This window comes from Mycolicibacterium austroafricanum (assembly GCF_000612725.1).
GTDB classification, from domain to species: domain Bacteria; phylum Actinomycetota; class Actinomycetes; order Mycobacteriales; family Mycobacteriaceae; genus Mycobacterium; species Mycobacterium austroafricanum.
The window spans coordinates 615829-631706 of sequence record NZ_HG964452.1; the positions used below are offsets into that span (position 1 = coordinate 615829).

The 15878-nt window shown below is 66.9% G+C and carries 20 protein-coding genes; 15 read left to right on the top strand and 5 right to left on the bottom strand.

The genetic code is table 11. The annotated features are described in order from the left end of the window. The 3 genes from BN976_RS13405 to BN976_RS13415 all read right to left on the bottom strand — a co-directional run bounded on the left by BN976_RS13405 (position 1) and on the right by BN976_RS13415 (position 2363). Positions 1-408: a DUF2628 domain-containing protein gene (locus BN976_RS13405; protein WP_011782113.1), complete on the bottom strand. Its 408-nt coding sequence runs from the start codon at positions 406-408 to the stop codon at positions 1-3. Between the two features lie 74 nt (positions 409-482). Continuing rightward, on the bottom strand, positions 483-1556 hold the full coding sequence (locus BN976_RS13410; protein WP_011782114.1) for an NAD(P)H-dependent amine dehydrogenase family protein: 1074 nt from the start codon (positions 1554-1556) through the stop codon (positions 483-485). 18 nt (positions 1557-1574) lie between these two features. Continuing rightward, positions 1575-2363, bottom strand: coding sequence for an SDR family NAD(P)-dependent oxidoreductase (locus BN976_RS13415; protein ID WP_036371202.1), 789 nt, complete (start codon positions 2361-2363; stop codon positions 1575-1577). Positions 2364-2574: 211 nt separating this feature from the next. Here BN976_RS13415 and BN976_RS13420 point away from each other — a divergent pair, with 211 nt between their 5' ends. The 15 genes from BN976_RS13420 to BN976_RS13490 all read left to right on the top strand — a co-directional run bounded on the left by BN976_RS13420 (position 2575) and on the right by BN976_RS13490 (position 15116). Next, positions 2575-3297, top strand: a complete 723-nt coding sequence (locus BN976_RS13420; RefSeq protein WP_011782116.1) for a hypothetical protein — start codon at positions 2575-2577, stop codon at positions 3295-3297. A gap of 54 nt (positions 3298-3351) precedes the next feature. Continuing rightward, a complete protein-coding gene (locus BN976_RS13425; protein ID WP_036371463.1) occupies positions 3352-3954 on the top strand; it encodes a TetR family transcriptional regulator in 603 nt (200 codons plus the stop codon). Positions 3955-4102: 148 nt separating this feature from the next. Then, entirely contained in the window at positions 4103-5635 is a 1533-nt protein-coding gene (locus tag BN976_RS13430) for a nitric oxide reductase activation protein NorD (protein ID WP_036371204.1), read from the top strand. Continuing rightward, positions 5632-6435, top strand: coding sequence for a CbbQ/NirQ/NorQ/GpvN family protein (locus tag BN976_RS13435; RefSeq protein WP_011782119.1), 804 nt, complete (start codon positions 5632-5634; stop codon positions 6433-6435). The genes BN976_RS13430 and BN976_RS13435 overlap by 4 nt, the downstream gene beginning before the upstream one ends. Before the next feature lie 14 nt (positions 6436-6449). Then, entirely contained in the window at positions 6450-6581 is a 132-nt protein-coding gene (locus tag BN976_RS34605) for a hypothetical protein (RefSeq protein WP_011782120.1), read from the top strand. Next, on the top strand, positions 6578-7312 hold the full coding sequence (locus BN976_RS13445) for a hypothetical protein (protein ID WP_011782121.1): 735 nt from the start codon (positions 6578-6580) through the stop codon (positions 7310-7312). Before BN976_RS34605 ends, BN976_RS13445 begins: the two co-directional genes overlap by 4 nt. A 24-nt stretch (positions 7313-7336) precedes the next feature. Next, complete coding sequence (locus BN976_RS13450; protein ID WP_086008456.1) at positions 7337-7753, top strand: hypothetical protein; 417 nt, start codon at positions 7337-7339, stop codon at positions 7751-7753. Further along, on the top strand, positions 7750-8970 hold the full coding sequence (locus tag BN976_RS13455) for a cytochrome P450 (RefSeq protein ID WP_036371208.1): 1221 nt from the start codon (positions 7750-7752) through the stop codon (positions 8968-8970). Before BN976_RS13450 ends, BN976_RS13455 begins: the two co-directional genes overlap by 4 nt. Further along, complete coding sequence (locus BN976_RS13460) at positions 8967-10019, top strand: NAD(P)H-dependent amine dehydrogenase family protein (RefSeq protein WP_036371210.1); 1053 nt, start codon at positions 8967-8969, stop codon at positions 10017-10019. The genes BN976_RS13455 and BN976_RS13460 overlap by 4 nt, the downstream gene beginning before the upstream one ends. Before the next feature lie 11 nt (positions 10020-10030). After that, positions 10031-11089 (top strand): NAD(P)H-dependent amine dehydrogenase family protein, encoded by a 1059-nt coding sequence (locus BN976_RS13465; protein ID WP_036371213.1) that lies wholly within the window; start codon positions 10031-10033, stop codon positions 11087-11089. Continuing rightward, complete coding sequence (locus tag BN976_RS13470) at positions 11086-11502, top strand: VOC family protein (protein ID WP_036371217.1); 417 nt, start codon at positions 11086-11088, stop codon at positions 11500-11502. Before BN976_RS13465 ends, BN976_RS13470 begins: the two co-directional genes overlap by 4 nt. Then, positions 11499-12662, top strand: coding sequence for a cytochrome P450 (locus BN976_RS13475; RefSeq protein ID WP_036371221.1), 1164 nt, complete (start codon positions 11499-11501; stop codon positions 12660-12662). Before BN976_RS13470 ends, BN976_RS13475 begins: the two co-directional genes overlap by 4 nt. Continuing rightward, positions 12659-13888, top strand: coding sequence for a cytochrome P450 (locus BN976_RS13480; protein WP_036371223.1), 1230 nt, complete (start codon positions 12659-12661; stop codon positions 13886-13888). Before BN976_RS13475 ends, BN976_RS13480 begins: the two co-directional genes overlap by 4 nt. After that, the gene (locus BN976_RS13485) at positions 13885-14451 is read left to right on the top strand and encodes an isomerase (protein ID WP_036371226.1); all 567 of its coding nucleotides are present in this window, start codon (positions 13885-13887) and stop codon (positions 14449-14451) included. The genes BN976_RS13480 and BN976_RS13485 overlap by 4 nt, the downstream gene beginning before the upstream one ends. Before the next feature lie 5 nt (positions 14452-14456). Further along, a complete protein-coding gene (locus BN976_RS13490) occupies positions 14457-15116 on the top strand; it encodes an NAD(P)H-binding protein (RefSeq protein WP_036371230.1) in 660 nt (219 codons plus the stop codon). Between the two features lie 21 nt (positions 15117-15137). On the opposite strand, the gene BN976_RS13495 is transcribed toward BN976_RS13490, so the two are convergent. Both BN976_RS13495 and BN976_RS13500 read right to left on the bottom strand, forming a co-directional pair. Continuing rightward, complete coding sequence (locus BN976_RS13495; protein WP_036371233.1) at positions 15138-15584, bottom strand: type II toxin-antitoxin system Rv0910 family toxin; 447 nt, start codon at positions 15582-15584, stop codon at positions 15138-15140. 12 nt (positions 15585-15596) lie between these two features. Next, on the bottom strand, positions 15597-15869 hold the full coding sequence (locus tag BN976_RS13500) for an antitoxin (protein ID WP_036371235.1): 273 nt from the start codon (positions 15867-15869) through the stop codon (positions 15597-15599). Positions 15870-15878: the final 9 nt, after the last annotated feature.

Consider the following 15878-nt stretch of genomic DNA (forward strand, 5'->3'; position numbering starts at 1 on the left):
TCAGCGCCTGCCGAAGACGCCCTCCAGCGGATTCCACGACCGACTGCCCTCCGCTACGTGCAGGTAATAGGCGTAGTTGGCGGTCGTGGCCGCCACCACGGGGACGGTCAGCGCCGCCATCCGTTCGATGACGCCGCCGACGTCGGCGAGTAGGACCGCGGCCACCACCGCACCCACCACCCCGAGGAGCGTCAGGCCCTTGCGCCACATCCCTTTGGCGAAGAAGTACATCGGCCCGAACAGGAAGGCCGACACGTTCGACGACAACCGGACCCGGTCCCAGAAACTCAGCGCGCGATAACCCTGCCTGGCCTCCAGGGTCCACGGCACGGGTCCGTACGTTTCGAAGTACGCGAATCGGATACGCCACGACTCCGACAGCTTCCACACGTCGTAGGGGCGATCCATGCGTCAAGACTAAGTCCGCTCGGGTGCACCTCAGACACCAATTTTCCGGGCCGGCCGCCCGCTGTGCGGAAGCCTCACCACATCAACCCGCGTATCATCTCCGTCGGCGGAATATTTTCCAGTGCAACCAATCCCGCAGGCGCCCGGCAGACCCAGTCGATGGCGTTGACGGCCCGCGCGGCGGTGGAGACGCATCCGGCGTCCGTCACGTCGAGCACGGGGTGGGACAGGTGGGTGCTCACCTCCACCCGCGGCTCGCCCTCCACGATCACCTTGTGCACACCGAGGTGCCCCTCGGGCGGGAACTCCCACTGCGGCGCCGCGGCAGATGTCAGCCTGTTGATGTGCTCGACGGTGATGACCGGCTCGCCGCCGCGCATTCCCTCCGCGGCGAACCGCACCGCGGCCATCCGCCCCGGCTCGACCGTCGTCATCGTGCACTCGATCCGCTGATCCGTGTACCACGGCTCGCACCGCTCACGCACCTCGTCGAGCTCCACGTCGAGGTGGGCGGCGAGACTGCGCACCAAGCCACCGAACAGCGACGCGACCACGCCCGGTTGGAATGCCATCGGCAGTTCGTCCTGTGGGCTGTTGCCGAATCCCATTGCGGTGCCCGTGTACTCGTAGTCGTCGTAGTTTCCGTAGTCGAAGATCTCCTGGACCGTGACCGAGGACGCGCGGGTGACCAGGCTCAGCGCCGCGTGCACCGCGGTGTCCCCCGAGTAGCCCGGATCGATGCCGTTGACGTAGAGCGACGAATTGCCGGTCGCGCACGCCTGCTCCAGCGGCTCCCGCAGCCACCCGTCGGCGTGACGCGGCGTCACCAGCCACACCATCGACGTGCCGACGACGTTGATCCCCGCGGCGAGCAACCGGGACATCTGCTCGATGGCCTCCATCGGGCGCGTCTCACCCAGTGCCGTGTAGACCACGCAGTCCGGCTTCAGCGCGATCAATGCATCGAGGTCGTCGGTCGCGAGCACCCCCGTCGGGTCGGACAACCCGCACAGTTCGGCGGCATCACGGCCGATCTTGTCCGCACTGGCGGCATGAACCCCGACCAACTCCAGATCCGGACGTCCGATGAGCGCCGCCAGCGAATGCCTGCCGACGTTGCCGGTGGAGAACTGCACTACTCGGCGCATCACAGATTCCGTTTCTGCTCAGTAATCGGGGATCGGCAGCGGTGAGTTGTTCGAATCGATACCGCCATCCACATGGAAGATCGAGTTCGTGGCGTAGCAGTCGCGGGTGGCAAGGTACACGCACAACCTCCCGAGGTCCTCCACGTCGCCGAGGCGATGCAGGGGCGTCGCCTCCTTCATCTTCTCCAGCGACCCGGGTAACAAGTCAAGGCTGCCTTGTAAACCTTCGGTCGCGAACGATCCGAGCGCGATGGCATTCACCCGGATCTTCGGCGCCAGCTCCTGGGCCATCGCGCGGGTCAGCGCCTCCAGCCCGCCCTTGGCCACGCAGTAGGCCGTCAGCGCACGGATCCCGAAACGGGCCGAACCCGACGAGATGTTGATGATCGACCCCCGGCCCGCCTCCAGCATGTGCGGCGCCGCCAGCTGGCTCATGATGAACGCCGAGGTGACACACCAGTCGAACGTATGCCTGAAGTCGTCGTCGGTGATGTCGAGGAACCGGGCGTAGGTCGAGCCGCCGACGTTGTTGACGAGGATGTCGATCCGGCCGAACCGCTCCACCGCGGTGGCCACCACACGCTCACCGTCGGCCCGGCTCATCGCGTCGGCGACCAGCGCCAGTCCCTTTCCGCCGGCTCTCTCGATCCCCGCGATCGTTGCGACGATGTCGGATTCCGTGCGCGCCGTCCCGACGACCGTCGCTCCCGCCTCTGCCAGGACACGCGCGATTCCCTGCCCGACCCCCTTGCCTGCGCCGGTCACGACAGCGACCTGTCCGTCAAGGTTGAACTGTTCCAGTGCCATTCGGGGTCCTCCTCGTCGAGGTCGATCCCATCTAACGTGCTTGTCTGACTTCAGTCAACCAATGATCGGGTGTCGACGCTTCGATTTTGGAGCCGGTGTCGCGGCGGCTGGGCGCAAAGTGGCGCAGTGCAAGTCAATTCGTGAGGCCGCGCGCCGACTCGGCAGATATTGCCGATTGACTCTCGTCAGTTGCTGACTATAGTCAGCAACTATGGACCGGCCGATGCCGAGCACGGGTCGCCGCGGCACCGCCTCACAGGCGTCCGCCGGTGGGCTCGACGAGCACATGGAGGCCTCGCAGCGGGCGCAGCGGCAGGCCGACAAGTGGCTCATCTCCGGCAGCCTGCTCATCGGTACCGCCGCGCTGGGGATCTTCGGGCTTCCGCTTTTCCTTCGGGGCGTCTGGCTGCTGCGCAAGGCGCAGCGCGAGGGGCTGTCCGTGCGCCCCATGCTGGTCACACTCATCGGCTACCTGGTCATCATCGACGCTGCGATCAACACCGTCGGCTGGGCGCTCGACCTCGTCGCCAACCACACCATCCTGGCTCGAATCCTGTTGAACGGCTGGGGCGCGATGTTCGACGCCGGCTACTTCTGGCACTACAACGAGCTCTGGCTCGGCGGCGCGGCGGGGCCGGGCGAGAAGGCCATGGAGGTCGGCATGATCCTGACCGTCTTCACGATGCGCATCGCCGCGGCAATCGGTTTCCTGCAGATGAAGCGGTGGGGACACCAGTGGATGATCATCACCTGCTGGATGGGCATCTTGATCTGGTGCCTCTACGTGTTCAACATGACGATGTACGCCGACGTGCGCTATGCCGGTGTCGTCCTGCCCGTGGTCGGCTGGTGGCTCTACGACATCTTCTACATCACCCCGTTCCTGGCGATCCCGTATCTGCACTCGGTCAACCGCGAAATCTTCTCGGATTGAGCTCATGTCCAGACTCATCGACCACACTCAGCGACTCGGCCATACGAGCAGATGATGGCGCCCCAGGTCAGGCAGACGGCACGGGAGTTGCGCAGGCTGCAGACGCGCGAACGGATCCTCGGCGCCGCGATCGCCGAATTCCAGGCCTCGGGGATGGCGGGCGCCGACATCGGCGCGATCGTCTCGGCGGCCGGCGTCGCGCACGGCACGTTCTTCTTCCATTTCCCGAGCAAAGAGCATGTCCTGCTGGAGCTGGAGAGGCGTGAAGAGTCGCGTATGGCAACGGAGTTCGCGCGATACCTGGACAAGAAGCACGACCTGGCCTCGGCGCTCGCAAAAGTGGTCGAGCTGATCTCCGCGCTGGAGCGACGCTTCGGCCCGCTGCTGTTCAAAGAACTACTGGCGCTGCACTTCTCGCCGACACGGCCGAGCACCGACGAATGGTCCGACCACCCCGTGATCGTGTCGCTCGTCGGCGCGATCGAGCGGGCCCGCGGCGACGGGGAGATCCACCCCGAAGTCGACGCGTTCTACAGCGCGGCGTTCTTCCTGCTCGGCATCTACGGCGTGCTGACCACCGTCGCCCGCGGCGACATTCGCGACGCGATGCTGGCCAACCTGATCACCACCGCACGACGAGGACTGGAGACCCGATGACCACCCCGAAAAATCCACTCAGCGAGGGGAACTGACATGACCGGATGGATCTGGGAGATCTTGCGTTACGTCGCCGCCTGGGGCGGCACCGGACTGATCATCTGGTTCTGGTACTGGATGTTCTCCAACATCGGCACCTTCTGAACAGATGTCCGAACTCTCCGATGCCCACGCCATGGCGGTCGAACGCAGCTGCGCGCTGACCGCGGTCGCGCTGAGCGGGCAGCGCCGCACGGGCGCATACCTCGTGAGCGGCAGGCATCGTGGCTTCGGCATGAGCTCGATGCTCGACGTCGTGCACGTCCCCTACCCCGTTCGGACGCCGGACTGGACCCGCCGCACGCTCACCTGCGGCATCGCCCTGCAGTGCTCGCCGTCGAAGGACCGGATCACCGACTACCGTCTCAACGAGCTGTCCGCGCGCGAACTGAGCGCGCTGCATCTCGTCGAGGCCGGCGTCGCACTGGGCTGGGTGGCCGCGACGTGGCCGGGCCTGGTCCCCGAGTTCCGGCGGGTCCTTCCCGAACTCGCCCCCGCCGATACCGACATGGACGCCGAAGAGATGCTCAACCGGGCGATCGCACTGGCGCGCACCGGTCAACCGCTGACTGTCGATCCGCTCATCGGGCGCCTGCCGCGGGCGTACACGCTGCCTCAGGGGCTGTCCGACAAGCTGCGGCGCTCGTTCGGGCGACTGCCGTGGACCACCAACCAGAAGCGGGTGCCACAACCCCATTCCGTGCCCGCCGGCGGCGACGGCGGGGTCCGCAACCCCAACCTGCCTCCGCCGAGCCGCCCGCAGGACAACGACCTCGACGTCACTCCCGAGCACCGCCCGGGCATCCCGTATCCGGAATGGAACGCGTGGACCGAGAGCTTCATGTCCGACCACGTCGCCGTGCTGGAGCGGGCGCACGACGGACGGTCCGGCGAACCCGGAGCCGTCGCGGTCGACGTGCGCAAGTGGTTCGAGAAGAACACCCACCGCGCGATGAAGAACCGCCTCGAGGACGGCTCCGACCTCGACGTCGACCAGTACGTGTGCCACTACATCGACGTGACCACAGGAGAAGCGGTCGAGCCGCGGATCTTCCGCGAACTGCTGCCCGCCAGCCGGGACGTCTCGACGGCCGTGCTGCTCGACGGCAGTTCCTCGCTCGGGGTGCACGGCGGCACGGCCTTCAAGCTGGAACTCGCCTGTGCCGACGCGCTGTCGCGGGCGATGACGGCCGCGCGTGAGCGCCACGGCATCTTCGTCTTCACCGGCAACACCCGCCACCGCGTCGAAGTGACCTGCCTCAAGGACTTCGCCGATCGCCGGTTCGTCCCGCCCGGCGGCCTGGGCCTGGCGACCGGCGGCTACACCCGTCTCGGCGCGCCGCTGCGCCACATGACGAGCAGGCTGCTCGCGCAACCCTCGGAGCGGCGTCTGCTGATCGTGATCGGCGACGGGTTGATCTCCGACGAAGGCTACGAGGGTCGCTATGCCTGGGCCGACGCCGCCCACGCCGTCGAGGAGGCCCGCGACGCCGGGGTCTCGATGTACTACGTCGGGATCGGCCCGGTGCGGGTCGACCCGCTGCCGGAAGTGTTCGGCCCCAACCGGTCTCAACGAATCCGGCGCGTCGAAGACCTTCCGCGCGTCCTCGCCCACGTCCACAAGGAGCTGGTGGCAGCATGACCGAGCAGACATACCTCGCCAACGGCAACGAGGTTCGGCTTTTCGAGCAGGCCTGTCGGCAGCGTCTGCCGGTGATGCTGACCGGGCCCACCGGATGCGGAAAGACGCGCCTGGTCGAGCACATGGGTCTGCTGCTGGGCCGTCCCGTGGTGACCATCAGCTGCCACGACGACCTGACGAGCTCAGACCTCGTCGGACGGTTCATCGTCACCGGCGGCGACGTGGTGTGGACGGACGGACCGCTGACCCGGGCGGTCAAGGCCGGCGCCATCTGCTACCTGGACGAAGTCGTCGAGGCCCGGCACGACTCGCTGGCCGTGCTGCACTCACTGACCGATCACCGGCGCACGCTGTACCTCGACCGGGCCGGTGAAGTCGTGCGGGCGCCGGAGGAGTTCATGCTGGTCTGCTCCTACAACCCGGCCTATCGCAGTTCTCTCAAGGAACTCAAACCGTCGTTCCGGCAACGGTTCGTCACGCTGCCGATGTGTTACCTGCCACCCGACCGGGAAGCCGAGGTGATCGTCGCGGAGGCCGGCATCGGACTTCCGACCGCCCAGCGCCTGGTCCGGTGCGCCACCGCGATCCGCACCGCCGACGAAGCGTTTCACTTCGAGCCGCCCTCGACCCGCGTCCTCGTCACCGCGGCACACCTGATCGCCGCAGGCGCATCGGAGTTGGAAGCCGCCGAGGCGTGCGTACTCGCACCGCTGTCCAGCGACGGCGGCGTGTCCGAAGGCCTGCGTGAGGTGGCCGCGGCCAGCCTCGCCGACGCCGACAGCCCGAACCCGAACCGCTAGGAAGGAACCGACACATGGTTGACCAGAAGGAAAAGAACCGCAAGAAGGCCCTCATCATCCTGCAGGTCGTGGTCTACGGATACCTGCTGGCCATGTTTCTCATCCAGCTCTACATGTCGTTCGCCCGGGGCTGGTGGGAGCTGTGAACATCCCACTCCTGAACCGCAAGCCGGCCCCGACGGTCACCGCGTCCGTGCCGCTGACCGGCTCGGTGAACCTGGAGGAGCACCACGACGAATCACGACTTGCCCAGCGCCGCGCCGACAAGTGGATGATCGTCGGCGCCGCGCTGATGGGAATGTGGGCGCCCGGCCTGATCGGCCTGCCCATCTTCATGCGCGGGGTGTGGTTGCAGCGGCAGGCATTACGGGCAGGGCTGTCGGTGCGCCCGATGATCGTCACGCTGATCGGCTATCTGGTGCTGATCGACGGCATGCTCAACAGCCTCGGCTGGGCACTCGACCTGGTCGCCAACCACACCCTGATCAACCGGGTGCTGATGGTCGGCTGGGGCGCGATGTTCGACGCGGGCTACTTCTGGCACTACAACGAGGCGTGGATCGGCGGCGCGGCCGCGCCCGGTGAGAAGTCGATGGTGTTCGGCATGATCCTCACCGTCTTCGCGATGCGCTGCGCCGCGGCGATCGGGTTCCTGCAGATGAAGCGCTGGGGACACCAGTGGATGATCATCACCTGCTGGATGGGTGTGCTCATCTGGTGCCTGTACGTGTTCAACATGACGATGTACGCCGACGTGCGCTACGCGGGGGTCGTGTTCCCGGTCATCGGCTGGTGGCTCTACGACATCTTCTACATCACACCGTTTCTCGCGATTCCCTACCTGCACACGGTCAACCGCGAAATCTTCTCGGACTAAAGGAGTTCAACTGTGACGACTTCTGTGGGCAACACCGAAGAGAAGACCGAGGATCTGCCCCCGGGCACCACGCCGTACTACGCGCGAATGCACAAGTGGATCAAGCGCGCCGTGCTCGTGTGCCTGGTCGCGCTCGTCATCGAGGGCGCGTTCACCCTGCCGTTCATGGCGGTCTACTACGGGTACCCGACGCTGAGCCTCACCGAGATCTGTAGCGAACTGCTGAAGGTGCGCTACTCCGACGACACGCTCGAATGCCAGGTGCCCTATCCGATTCTCGGACCACCGGAAGGTGCCGAGGGCAAAGACACCGCCCAGGACGAATGGGGTATCCAGCCCGTCCCGAAGTACAACCGGATCGGGTTCCGCGAACTGGTGCAAATCCATCAGGAACGTGAAGCGCGCGTGGCACGGGAGGCCGCGCAACAGGAGTCGCCGTGACCCGGACACCGGAACGGCATGCCGAGAACTGGGATCTGCGGCATCCGGACTTCAACGACAACGATTTCCTGTATGACGTGTACGCGGTGATGCGCGCCAAGTCGCCGTTCGCCCGGACCGACAACCCGTTCCTGAGCGCGACGCCGGCGGGAGCGTGGGTGGCGGTGCGCTACGCCGAATGCGTACAGATCCTCCAGGATTGGGAGCACTTCTCCAGCAACCCGACCCCGGAGGGTGCCGAGCAGCTCGCCGGTGATCTGGTGATCACCCTCGATCCGCCGCGACAGCAGAAGTTCCGCAAAGTGCTCAACCCGTACTTCTCGCCGGCCCGGATGAAAGCCCTGCGGCCCGAGATCGGCGTCGAAACCGACCGCCTCATCGACGATTTCATCGAGACGGGTTCTGGTGACCTCGCCGCCGTCGCGTGGCGCCAACCCGGCATCGTGTTCTTCAAGTACCTGCTGGGCATGCCCGTCGACGACGTTCCGCTGTGCGTCGAGCTCACCGACACCGCGCTCAACGGGGCCACCGAACAGGACCGCATGCCGGCCTGGGGCGGGTTGTACCAGCACCTGCACGATGCCGTGACCGCACGGCGGGGTCAACCACCGCGCGACGACATGATCGACGTGCTGCTGTCCGCCGAGATCGACGGAGAGCAGCTGGCGTTCGCCGACGTCGTGTCCAACGCGATGCTGCTGGTGCAGGCCGGCCTCGAGACGACCGCCAGCGCGATGTCATTCGCCTACCACTATCTGGCCACCAACCCCGCCGAGCGGGACCGACTCATCGACGACCCCGACCTCCTCACCCGCGCGGTCGAGGAGTTCATCCGCTTCGCCGGATCGATTCACGGCATCCCACGCACCGTCGCGAGAGAGGTCGAGCTGAGCGGCTGCACCTTCTCCCCCGGCGAATCGGTGATCGTCAACTACGCCGCCGCCAACCGCGACGAGCAGGAATTCCCCGACGCGCACCGCTGCATCCTCGACCGTCGCGACAACCGGCACCTCGGATTCGGCGCCGGCGTGCACCGTTGTCTGGGGTCCAATCTCGCCCGTCTGGAATTTCAGGTCGGCCTCGAGCGGGTGTTGACCCGGATGCCCGACTTCGCCCTCTCGCCAACCTCGAAGGCCGAATTCCACGGCAACTCGGTGACGCGCGGGTTCCGCTCGGTACCAGTAGTTTTCACACCCGGGAAGCGGGTGACTGCGTGACCTACCGCGTCGTGCAATGGACAACCGGCAACGTCGGCCGGAAGTCGGTGCATGCCGTCATCGCCAACACCGGTCTGGAACTGGTCGGCTGCTATGCGTGGTCACCCGACAAGGTCGGCAGGGACGCCGGCGAACTCTGCGGTGTCGGCCCGATCGGGATCACCGCCACCGACGACGTCGACGCGCTGCTCGCGCTGCGTCCGGACTGCGTCGTCTACAACCCGATGTTCGCCGACGTGGACGAACTGATCCGCATCCTCGGCGCAGGCGTCAACGTCGTCACCACCTCCGAGTTCATCAACGGTCACCGTCTGGGCGCCGACCGGGACCGGATCGTCGACGCCTGCCTGCGGGGCAACGCCACCCTGTTCGGCAGCGGCATCAACCCGGGCTTCATCCAGCTGTTCGCCGTCGTCACCGCAGGGATCTCCGATCGCGTGGACCGGATCTCCATCGTCGAGTCCTTCGACACCACGATCTACAATTCGCCCGCCACCGAAATCCCCATGGGCTTCGGCTATCCCATCGACCACCCCGATCTTCCGGCGATCACCGAGGCCGGGTCCGGCATCTTCGGCGAGGCGGTACAGCTGGTCGCCGACGCGCTCGGCGCCGAACTCGACGACATCCGGTGCGAGACCGAGTACGCCCAGACCACCGACACCCTGCACCTGCCCGGCGACTGGACCATCGGCCCGGGCTGCGTCGCGGGCATCGACGTCCGGTGGATCGGCAGCATCGACGGCCGTGACGTCATCGACATCCGCGGAATCTGGACGAAAGGCCAGGCGCTGGAACCGGTCTGGTCAACAGCGTTCGGCTACACCGTCACTGTCGAAGGCCGGCCGTCCATCAAGAGCACGCTGAGCTTCGAGCCTCCCCCGGACTTCGTCGCCGAGACCCTCGACGATTTCGTCATGCTCGGGCTCACCATCACCGCGATGCCCGCGATCACCGCGATACCCGCCGTGGTCGCCGCGCCCGCGGGTATCGCCACCTACACCGACCTGCCGCTGCTACTTCCCCGCGGAGTACTCGCACCACGCTGAAGGGTGATCCCATGTCGCAGAGGACCTATCGAGTGATCCAATGGATGACGGGCGATGTCGGGCGGGTCGGTGTGCGGCACTTCGCCGAGAACCCGGTGTTCGACCTGGTCGGTGTGCTGGTGCACAGCAAGGACAAGGTCGGCAGGGACGCCGGCGAGATCGCCGGCACCGGCCCGATCGGCGTCGCCGCCACCGACGACGTCGACGCGGTCATGGCCCTCGACGCCGACTGCGTGTTCTACACGCCAATCATCATGGATGTCGACACCGTGTGCCGGCTGCTGCGCACGGGCAAGAATGTGGTGACGACGGCCGGTTTCTTCCATCCCAGCAGGGACTTCCGCGAAGCCGGCGAGCAGATCCGCGCTGCGTGCGCCGACGGTGGCGCGTCGTTCCACGGCGGTGGGATTCACCCCGGATACGCCGGCGACATCCTGCCCTTGACCCTGGCGCGCGTGATGAGCCGGATCGACAGCATCCACGTCTACGAGGTCGTGGACGTCCTCAAGGATGCGCCGGTCGATCACATCGACTGGATGGGCTTCGGCAAGGACAAGGACGCATTCCTGGCCGAGCCGACAATTCTGGGTCTGGGTCTGCCGTTCTTCGCCCAGTCCATGCACATGGTCGCCGACGGTCTCGGCGTGACGATCGACGAGGTGACCGCCGCCGACATCGAGGCCGCCACCGCCGTCGAGGACATCCCCCACGCCGAGGGCGCGATTCCGAAGGGCACCGTCGCCGCGCAGCGGCACGAGTGGACCGCGTGGGTGGACGGCAGGCCGCTCATCGTCTTCCACGCGATCTATGTGTCGGCGGGGCCCGATCTCCTGGACCCGCCGTGGGACTGGGGTGAGACCCGCTACGAGATCGTGATCGACGGCGCCCCCCCGACCGAGCTGACCCTCAAAGGAGTACGGCAGCCCGACGGCGCCCTGTCGCACCCCGGCTACGAGTGGACGGCCATGGCCGCGATCAACGCGATTCCCGCGGTCTGCGACGCCCCACCGGGCTGGCTCAATCACCTCGACCTCGGCCTCATCCGCCCCCGCGGTCTGGTCCGCCCATGACCGCCGATCCGAAGCTGCACCACGTTGTCTTCGCCGTCGCACCCGACCGCCGGGCAGCAGCCGTACAGATGTTCACCGACCTCGGATTCGCCTTCAACACCGCCGAACTCGCCGAACTCGGCATTCACGTCCACCTGGACTGGGACCGCGGCATCGAACTGATCAGTCCCATTCCGGGGTCTGACGGGTCGGTGGCAGCCTCGGTCACCGAGTTCCTCGACCGTCACGGCGACGGCGTCTACACGGTGGTGATCCGTGTTCCGGACGCCGCGGCGTCGGAGACGGTGGCCGAACGGTTCGGGTCGGCCACCCGGTTCCGGCAGAGCTTCTCCGGCGGGGACTCCTACCTCGACGAGATCGACCTGTCGGTGCTCGGCCTGCCGCTGACCCTGCTCTCCACCAACGTGTCATGAGCGCGCTGCCGCACGTCCTCTACAGCGACCTGCCGATGGCCGCCGACCGGGGCGCAGGCTGGGCGACGCTGCGCGAGTTCGGTCCGGTGGCCTACGGGGACGGCTGGTACTACCTCACCCGACGCGACGATGTCCTTGCTGCCCTGCGCAATCCGGAGGTGTTCTCGTCACGGATCGCCTATGACGACATGATCAGCCCGGTGCCGCTGGTGCCGCTGGGTTTCGATCCACCCGAGCACACCCGGTACCGCCGGATTCTGCACCCCTTCTTCAGCCCCCAGGCACTAGGGGTGCTGTTACCGTCGCTGCAGGCACAGGCCGCCGATATCGTCGAGACGATCGCGCAGCGCGACGCGTGCGAGGTGATGGCCGAGCTGGCCACCCCGTATCCGTCACAGGTGTTCCTGACCCTTTTCGGGCTTCCGCTGCAGGACCGGGAACGCCTGATCGCGTGGAAGGACACGATCATCGCGTTCAGCCTGACCAACGACCCCACCAGCGTCGATCTCACCCCTGCGGTCGAGCTGTATGGCTACCTCACCGAAGCTGTTGCCCGGCAACGCGAAAAGCCACGCGAAGGCATCCTGTCGCATCTGCTGCACGGTGACGAGCAGCTGACCGACAACGAGGCGGTCGGACTGTCGCTGGTGTTCGTCCTGGCCGGGTTGGACACCGTCACCTCCACCATCGGCGCCACCATGCTCGAGCTGGCCCGCCGCCCCGAACTGCGCGCGGCGCTGCTCGGGGACCCCGACGGTATCGCGGGTTTCGTCGAGGAGATGATCCGGCTGGAGCCGGCGGCACCCGTCGTCGGACGCGTCACCACCCGGGAGGTGACGGTCGCCGGCGTGACGCTGCCCAAAGGGGCCGAAGTGCGGCTGTGCCTCGGCGCGATCAACCGCGACGGTGCCGACGAGCATTCGGGGGACGACTTCGTGCTGGACGGAAAGCTGCACAAGCACTGGGGTTTCGGCGGCGGCCCGCACCGTTGCCTCGGCTCGCATCTCGCCCGGATGGAATTGCGCCTCGTCGTCACCGAATGGCTCTCCCGCATCCCCGACTTCGAACTCGCCCCCGGCTACGTCCCGGAGATCACCTGGCCGTCAGCGACGTGCACACTGCCCACGCTTCCGCTGATCCTGACGAGTAAGACGCCGTGACCGCGGCCGCCACCAAACCGAGCGTCTTCGACGCCGGCCTTCCGACCCTGAGCTACGACGTCACCGACACCCCGCAGCAGATCTATCCGCAGTTCCGGGAAGCCCAGCGCATCGCACCGATCGCGCTGGGACCGATCGGCCCCGAGGTGCTGTCCTACGAGATGGCCCGCACCGTGCTGCGCGATCCGCGGTTCGTCATCCCGCCCGGCATCCACCTGTCGGCGCACGGCATCACGTCGGGACCGTTGTGGGACAAAGTGACACGCAGCATCCTCAACATGGAGGGTGACGAACACCGTCGGCTGCGCAGTCTGGTTTCGCGGGCCTTCACGCCGCGCGCCACCGCGCGCATGCACGACGCCATCCACCTGGTGGTGAACGAACTCCTCGACGCCATCGGTGACGCCGGGAAATGCGAGTTCGTCGCCGAGGTGGCCCGCCCGTACCCGATCCCGATCATCTGTGCCCTGCTCGGCGCACCCCGCGAAGACTGGCAGTTGTTCTCGCGTTTGGCGGAGGACATCTTCAAGATCGTCAGCTTCGACTGCGATCTCGCCCAGGAAGAGCCGGTCGTACTGAAGGCGTGGGCTGAGTTCGACGACTACATCGACGGCATGATCGCCGACCGGCGCCGGCACCTGAGCGATGACCTGCTGTCCGACCTGATCCGCATCGAGGACGGTGGCGACCGCCTCGACGCCACAGAACTGCGGATGCTCGCGTTCTCCGTCCTGGTCGCCGGAACCGACACCACGCGCAGTCAATTGGCGGCGTCTGTGCAGGTGCTGTGCGAGCATCCCGACCAGTGGGCGCTGCTGCGTGCCGATTCCGACCTGGCGATGCGCACCGTCGAGGAGACCATGCGGCACTCGCCGTCGATGTGCAGCACCGTCCGCAGCGTCACCGCTGACGTCGAGGTCGGCGAATACACCTTCCCTGCAGGGACATTCATCCTCGTGAACACCTACGCAGCCAACCGGGACCACACCGTGTACGACGATCCGACCCGCTTCGACATCACCCGCGAGGACCCGCCGCCCATCCTCACCTTCGGCGGCGGCGTGCACCACTGCCTCGGCGCCAACCTGGCGCGGCTGGAACTCGCCGAAGCCCTCAAGATCCTGTCCCACCGATTCCGCTACGCACGCCGGACAGGACCGGTGCCGTGGAAGCCCCTGCTCGGACTCAGCGGACCGACCAGCCTGCCGTTGGAGTTCGGCCAGTGAAGTTCAGGGTTGATCCGGACGTGCTGCACTCGGTGGCCGAGCAGGTGGCCGGTCTGCCGCTCGACGGTGGCGAACTCATCACCCGCACCGTGGAACTGTTGGCCGACGCATATCCCGGCCTGATCGACGACGGACCCGGGCGCTGGGTGGGCAGTAAGGCCGGTGGCGTGCTCGGCAAGGTCCGCTTCCTGTACTTCAGCCCGCGCGAGTACCTGGTGATCTTCGGATCTCCCACTGGTACACAGGGCTTTTCCGGACGCTACAAACACGTCGACATCCACAAGTTCCTGCTGGCGGGCCGGATCGACTCCTACGACCTCGAATCCGACGACACCACCGCACTGCCCCCGCTGCTGCCCGGCGGGCACACCTGCCTGGACCGCGGCCACGCCCGCGGCTTGACCATCCACCCCGGGTCCTGGCACCTCGAATACGGCCGCGGCGCCGTCGCCACCACGCTTCCGTTCGCGATGGTGGATACATTGTTGGTGTCGCTCGAGTTCGAATCGGTGCGCCGTTCGACAGTGGAGTTCGCGAAGCTGGTGCGGCGCCGGAGGAGGTAGGCCGCATGCGGGTCGTCATCGCCGGTGGTCACGGCAAGATCGCGCTGATCACCGCACGGCTGTTGTCCGTGCGCGGTGACTCCGTGGCGGGGTTGATCCGCAATCCCGACCACGCCGACGATCTCCGCGTCGCCGGTGCGGAGCCTGTCGTGGTCGACCTGGAGAACACCACCAACGGCGTGGTCTCCACGCACCTGCGGGGCGCCGACGCCGTGATCTTCGCCGCCGGCGCCGGACCGCGCAGCGGCGCCGCCCGAAAAGAGACCGTCGACCGCGACGCCGCGATCCTGCTGGCCGACGCCGCCGAAGCCGCGGGCGTACCGCGCTACGTGATGGTCTCGTCGATGGGTGCCGACGCCGCCGCACCCGACGACGCGGGGGACGACGTGTTCGTCGCCTACCTGCGCGCAAAGGGTGCTGCCGACGACGTGATCCGGGCGCGCACAAGCCTTCTCGCCACCATCGTGCGACCAGGGTTGCTCACCGACGACGAACCGACCGGACGGGTTCGGATCGCCGAGCACACCGGCCGCGGCAGCATCCCACGCGCCGACGTCGCCGCCGTGCTGGTCGCGGTGCTCGACACACCGGACACTGCGGGCCGGACGTTCGAGGTCATCTCCGGCGACGCCGCGGTCGCGGACGCGGTGGCCGCCCTGACGTAGGCGCGGCCCCGCGTTGAGCGGTCAGGACGGCGCGAAAACCGTCCGGAAGCGGTCCAACGACTCCTGGATGTCGCCTCGCAGCGCGCCGGCGACCACCATGCCGATCGGGCCGAACAGCGCGGGCCCACCGAGGTGGATGTCGAACGTCACCGTCGACGCCGTCGGTTCTTGCTCGCTGGGCATGATCTTGCCCATCAGTTTCACCTTGACCCCGCCGACGCCGTGGCCGTTCAGCGTCATCGCCTCCGGCGGGCGGTAGTGCACCACCGTCCAACTGATCCGGTTGGGCATGCCCTTGACTTCGACGATCGAATCGAGCTGAGTGCCCTTCTCGATGACATCGGGCAGCTTGGACCGCCACACCCGGTGGATGGACAGCCACTCCCGGTAACGGGACAGGTCCGACGCACTCTCCCACGCCTTCTCGGGCGGCAGCGGCACGTCGACGGACACCGAAAGCTTGGCCATGCTGCGACCGACCTACGAGGTGGGCGGGGCCGTCGGCGGCTGCTGCTGCTGAGGGGTGGTGGGCGGCGGCTGGGGCGGCGGAACGTGCCCCGACTGCTGGCCCGGCGGCACCGGCCCGGCGTTGTCGGCGACGGCCTTCTTGGCCGCCTCCTGCACCTTGTCGACGGTCGAGGCGTACTTGCCCTGTGTCTTCTTGTCGACGAGGTCACCGGCCTTGTCGATCACGGTGTCGACCTTGTCGGCATTCTTCGAGAGAAGATCCTTGGCCTTGTCGAGAAATCCCATGGAGGCAAC

Coding starts and splice junctions, on each gene's coding strand:
- BN976_RS13490 (WP_036371230.1), top strand. CDS start 14,457: ATGCGGGTCGTCATCGCCGGTGGTCACGGCAAGATCGCGCTGATCACC.
- BN976_RS13430 (WP_036371204.1), top strand. CDS start 4,103: ATGTCCGAACTCTCCGATGCCCACGCCATGGCGGTCGAACGCAGCTGC.
- BN976_RS13470 (WP_036371217.1), top strand. CDS start 11,086: ATGACCGCCGATCCGAAGCTGCACCACGTTGTCTTCGCCGTCGCACCC.
- BN976_RS13435 (WP_011782119.1), top strand. CDS start 5,632: ATGACCGAGCAGACATACCTCGCCAACGGCAACGAGGTTCGGCTTTTC.
- BN976_RS13415 (WP_036371202.1), bottom strand. CDS start 2,363: ATGGCACTGGAACAGTTCAACCTTGACGGACAGGTCGCTGTCGTGACC.
- BN976_RS13420 (WP_011782116.1), top strand. CDS start 2,575: ATGGACCGGCCGATGCCGAGCACGGGTCGCCGCGGCACCGCCTCACAG.
- BN976_RS13425 (WP_036371463.1), top strand. CDS start 3,352: ATGGCGCCCCAGGTCAGGCAGACGGCACGGGAGTTGCGCAGGCTGCAG.
- BN976_RS34605 (WP_011782120.1), top strand. CDS start 6,450: ATGGTTGACCAGAAGGAAAAGAACCGCAAGAAGGCCCTCATCATCCTG.
- BN976_RS13410 (WP_011782114.1), bottom strand. CDS start 1,556: ATGCGCCGAGTAGTGCAGTTCTCCACCGGCAACGTCGGCAGGCATTCG.
- BN976_RS13465 (WP_036371213.1), top strand. CDS start 10,031: ATGTCGCAGAGGACCTATCGAGTGATCCAATGGATGACGGGCGATGTC.
- BN976_RS13500 (WP_036371235.1), bottom strand. CDS start 15,869: ATGGGATTTCTCGACAAGGCCAAGGATCTTCTCTCGAAGAATGCCGAC.
- BN976_RS13405 (WP_011782113.1), bottom strand. CDS start 408: ATGGATCGCCCCTACGACGTGTGGAAGCTGTCGGAGTCGTGGCGTATC.
- BN976_RS13475 (WP_036371221.1), top strand. CDS start 11,499: ATGAGCGCGCTGCCGCACGTCCTCTACAGCGACCTGCCGATGGCCGCC.
- BN976_RS13495 (WP_036371233.1), bottom strand. CDS start 15,584: ATGGCCAAGCTTTCGGTGTCCGTCGACGTGCCGCTGCCGCCCGAGAAG.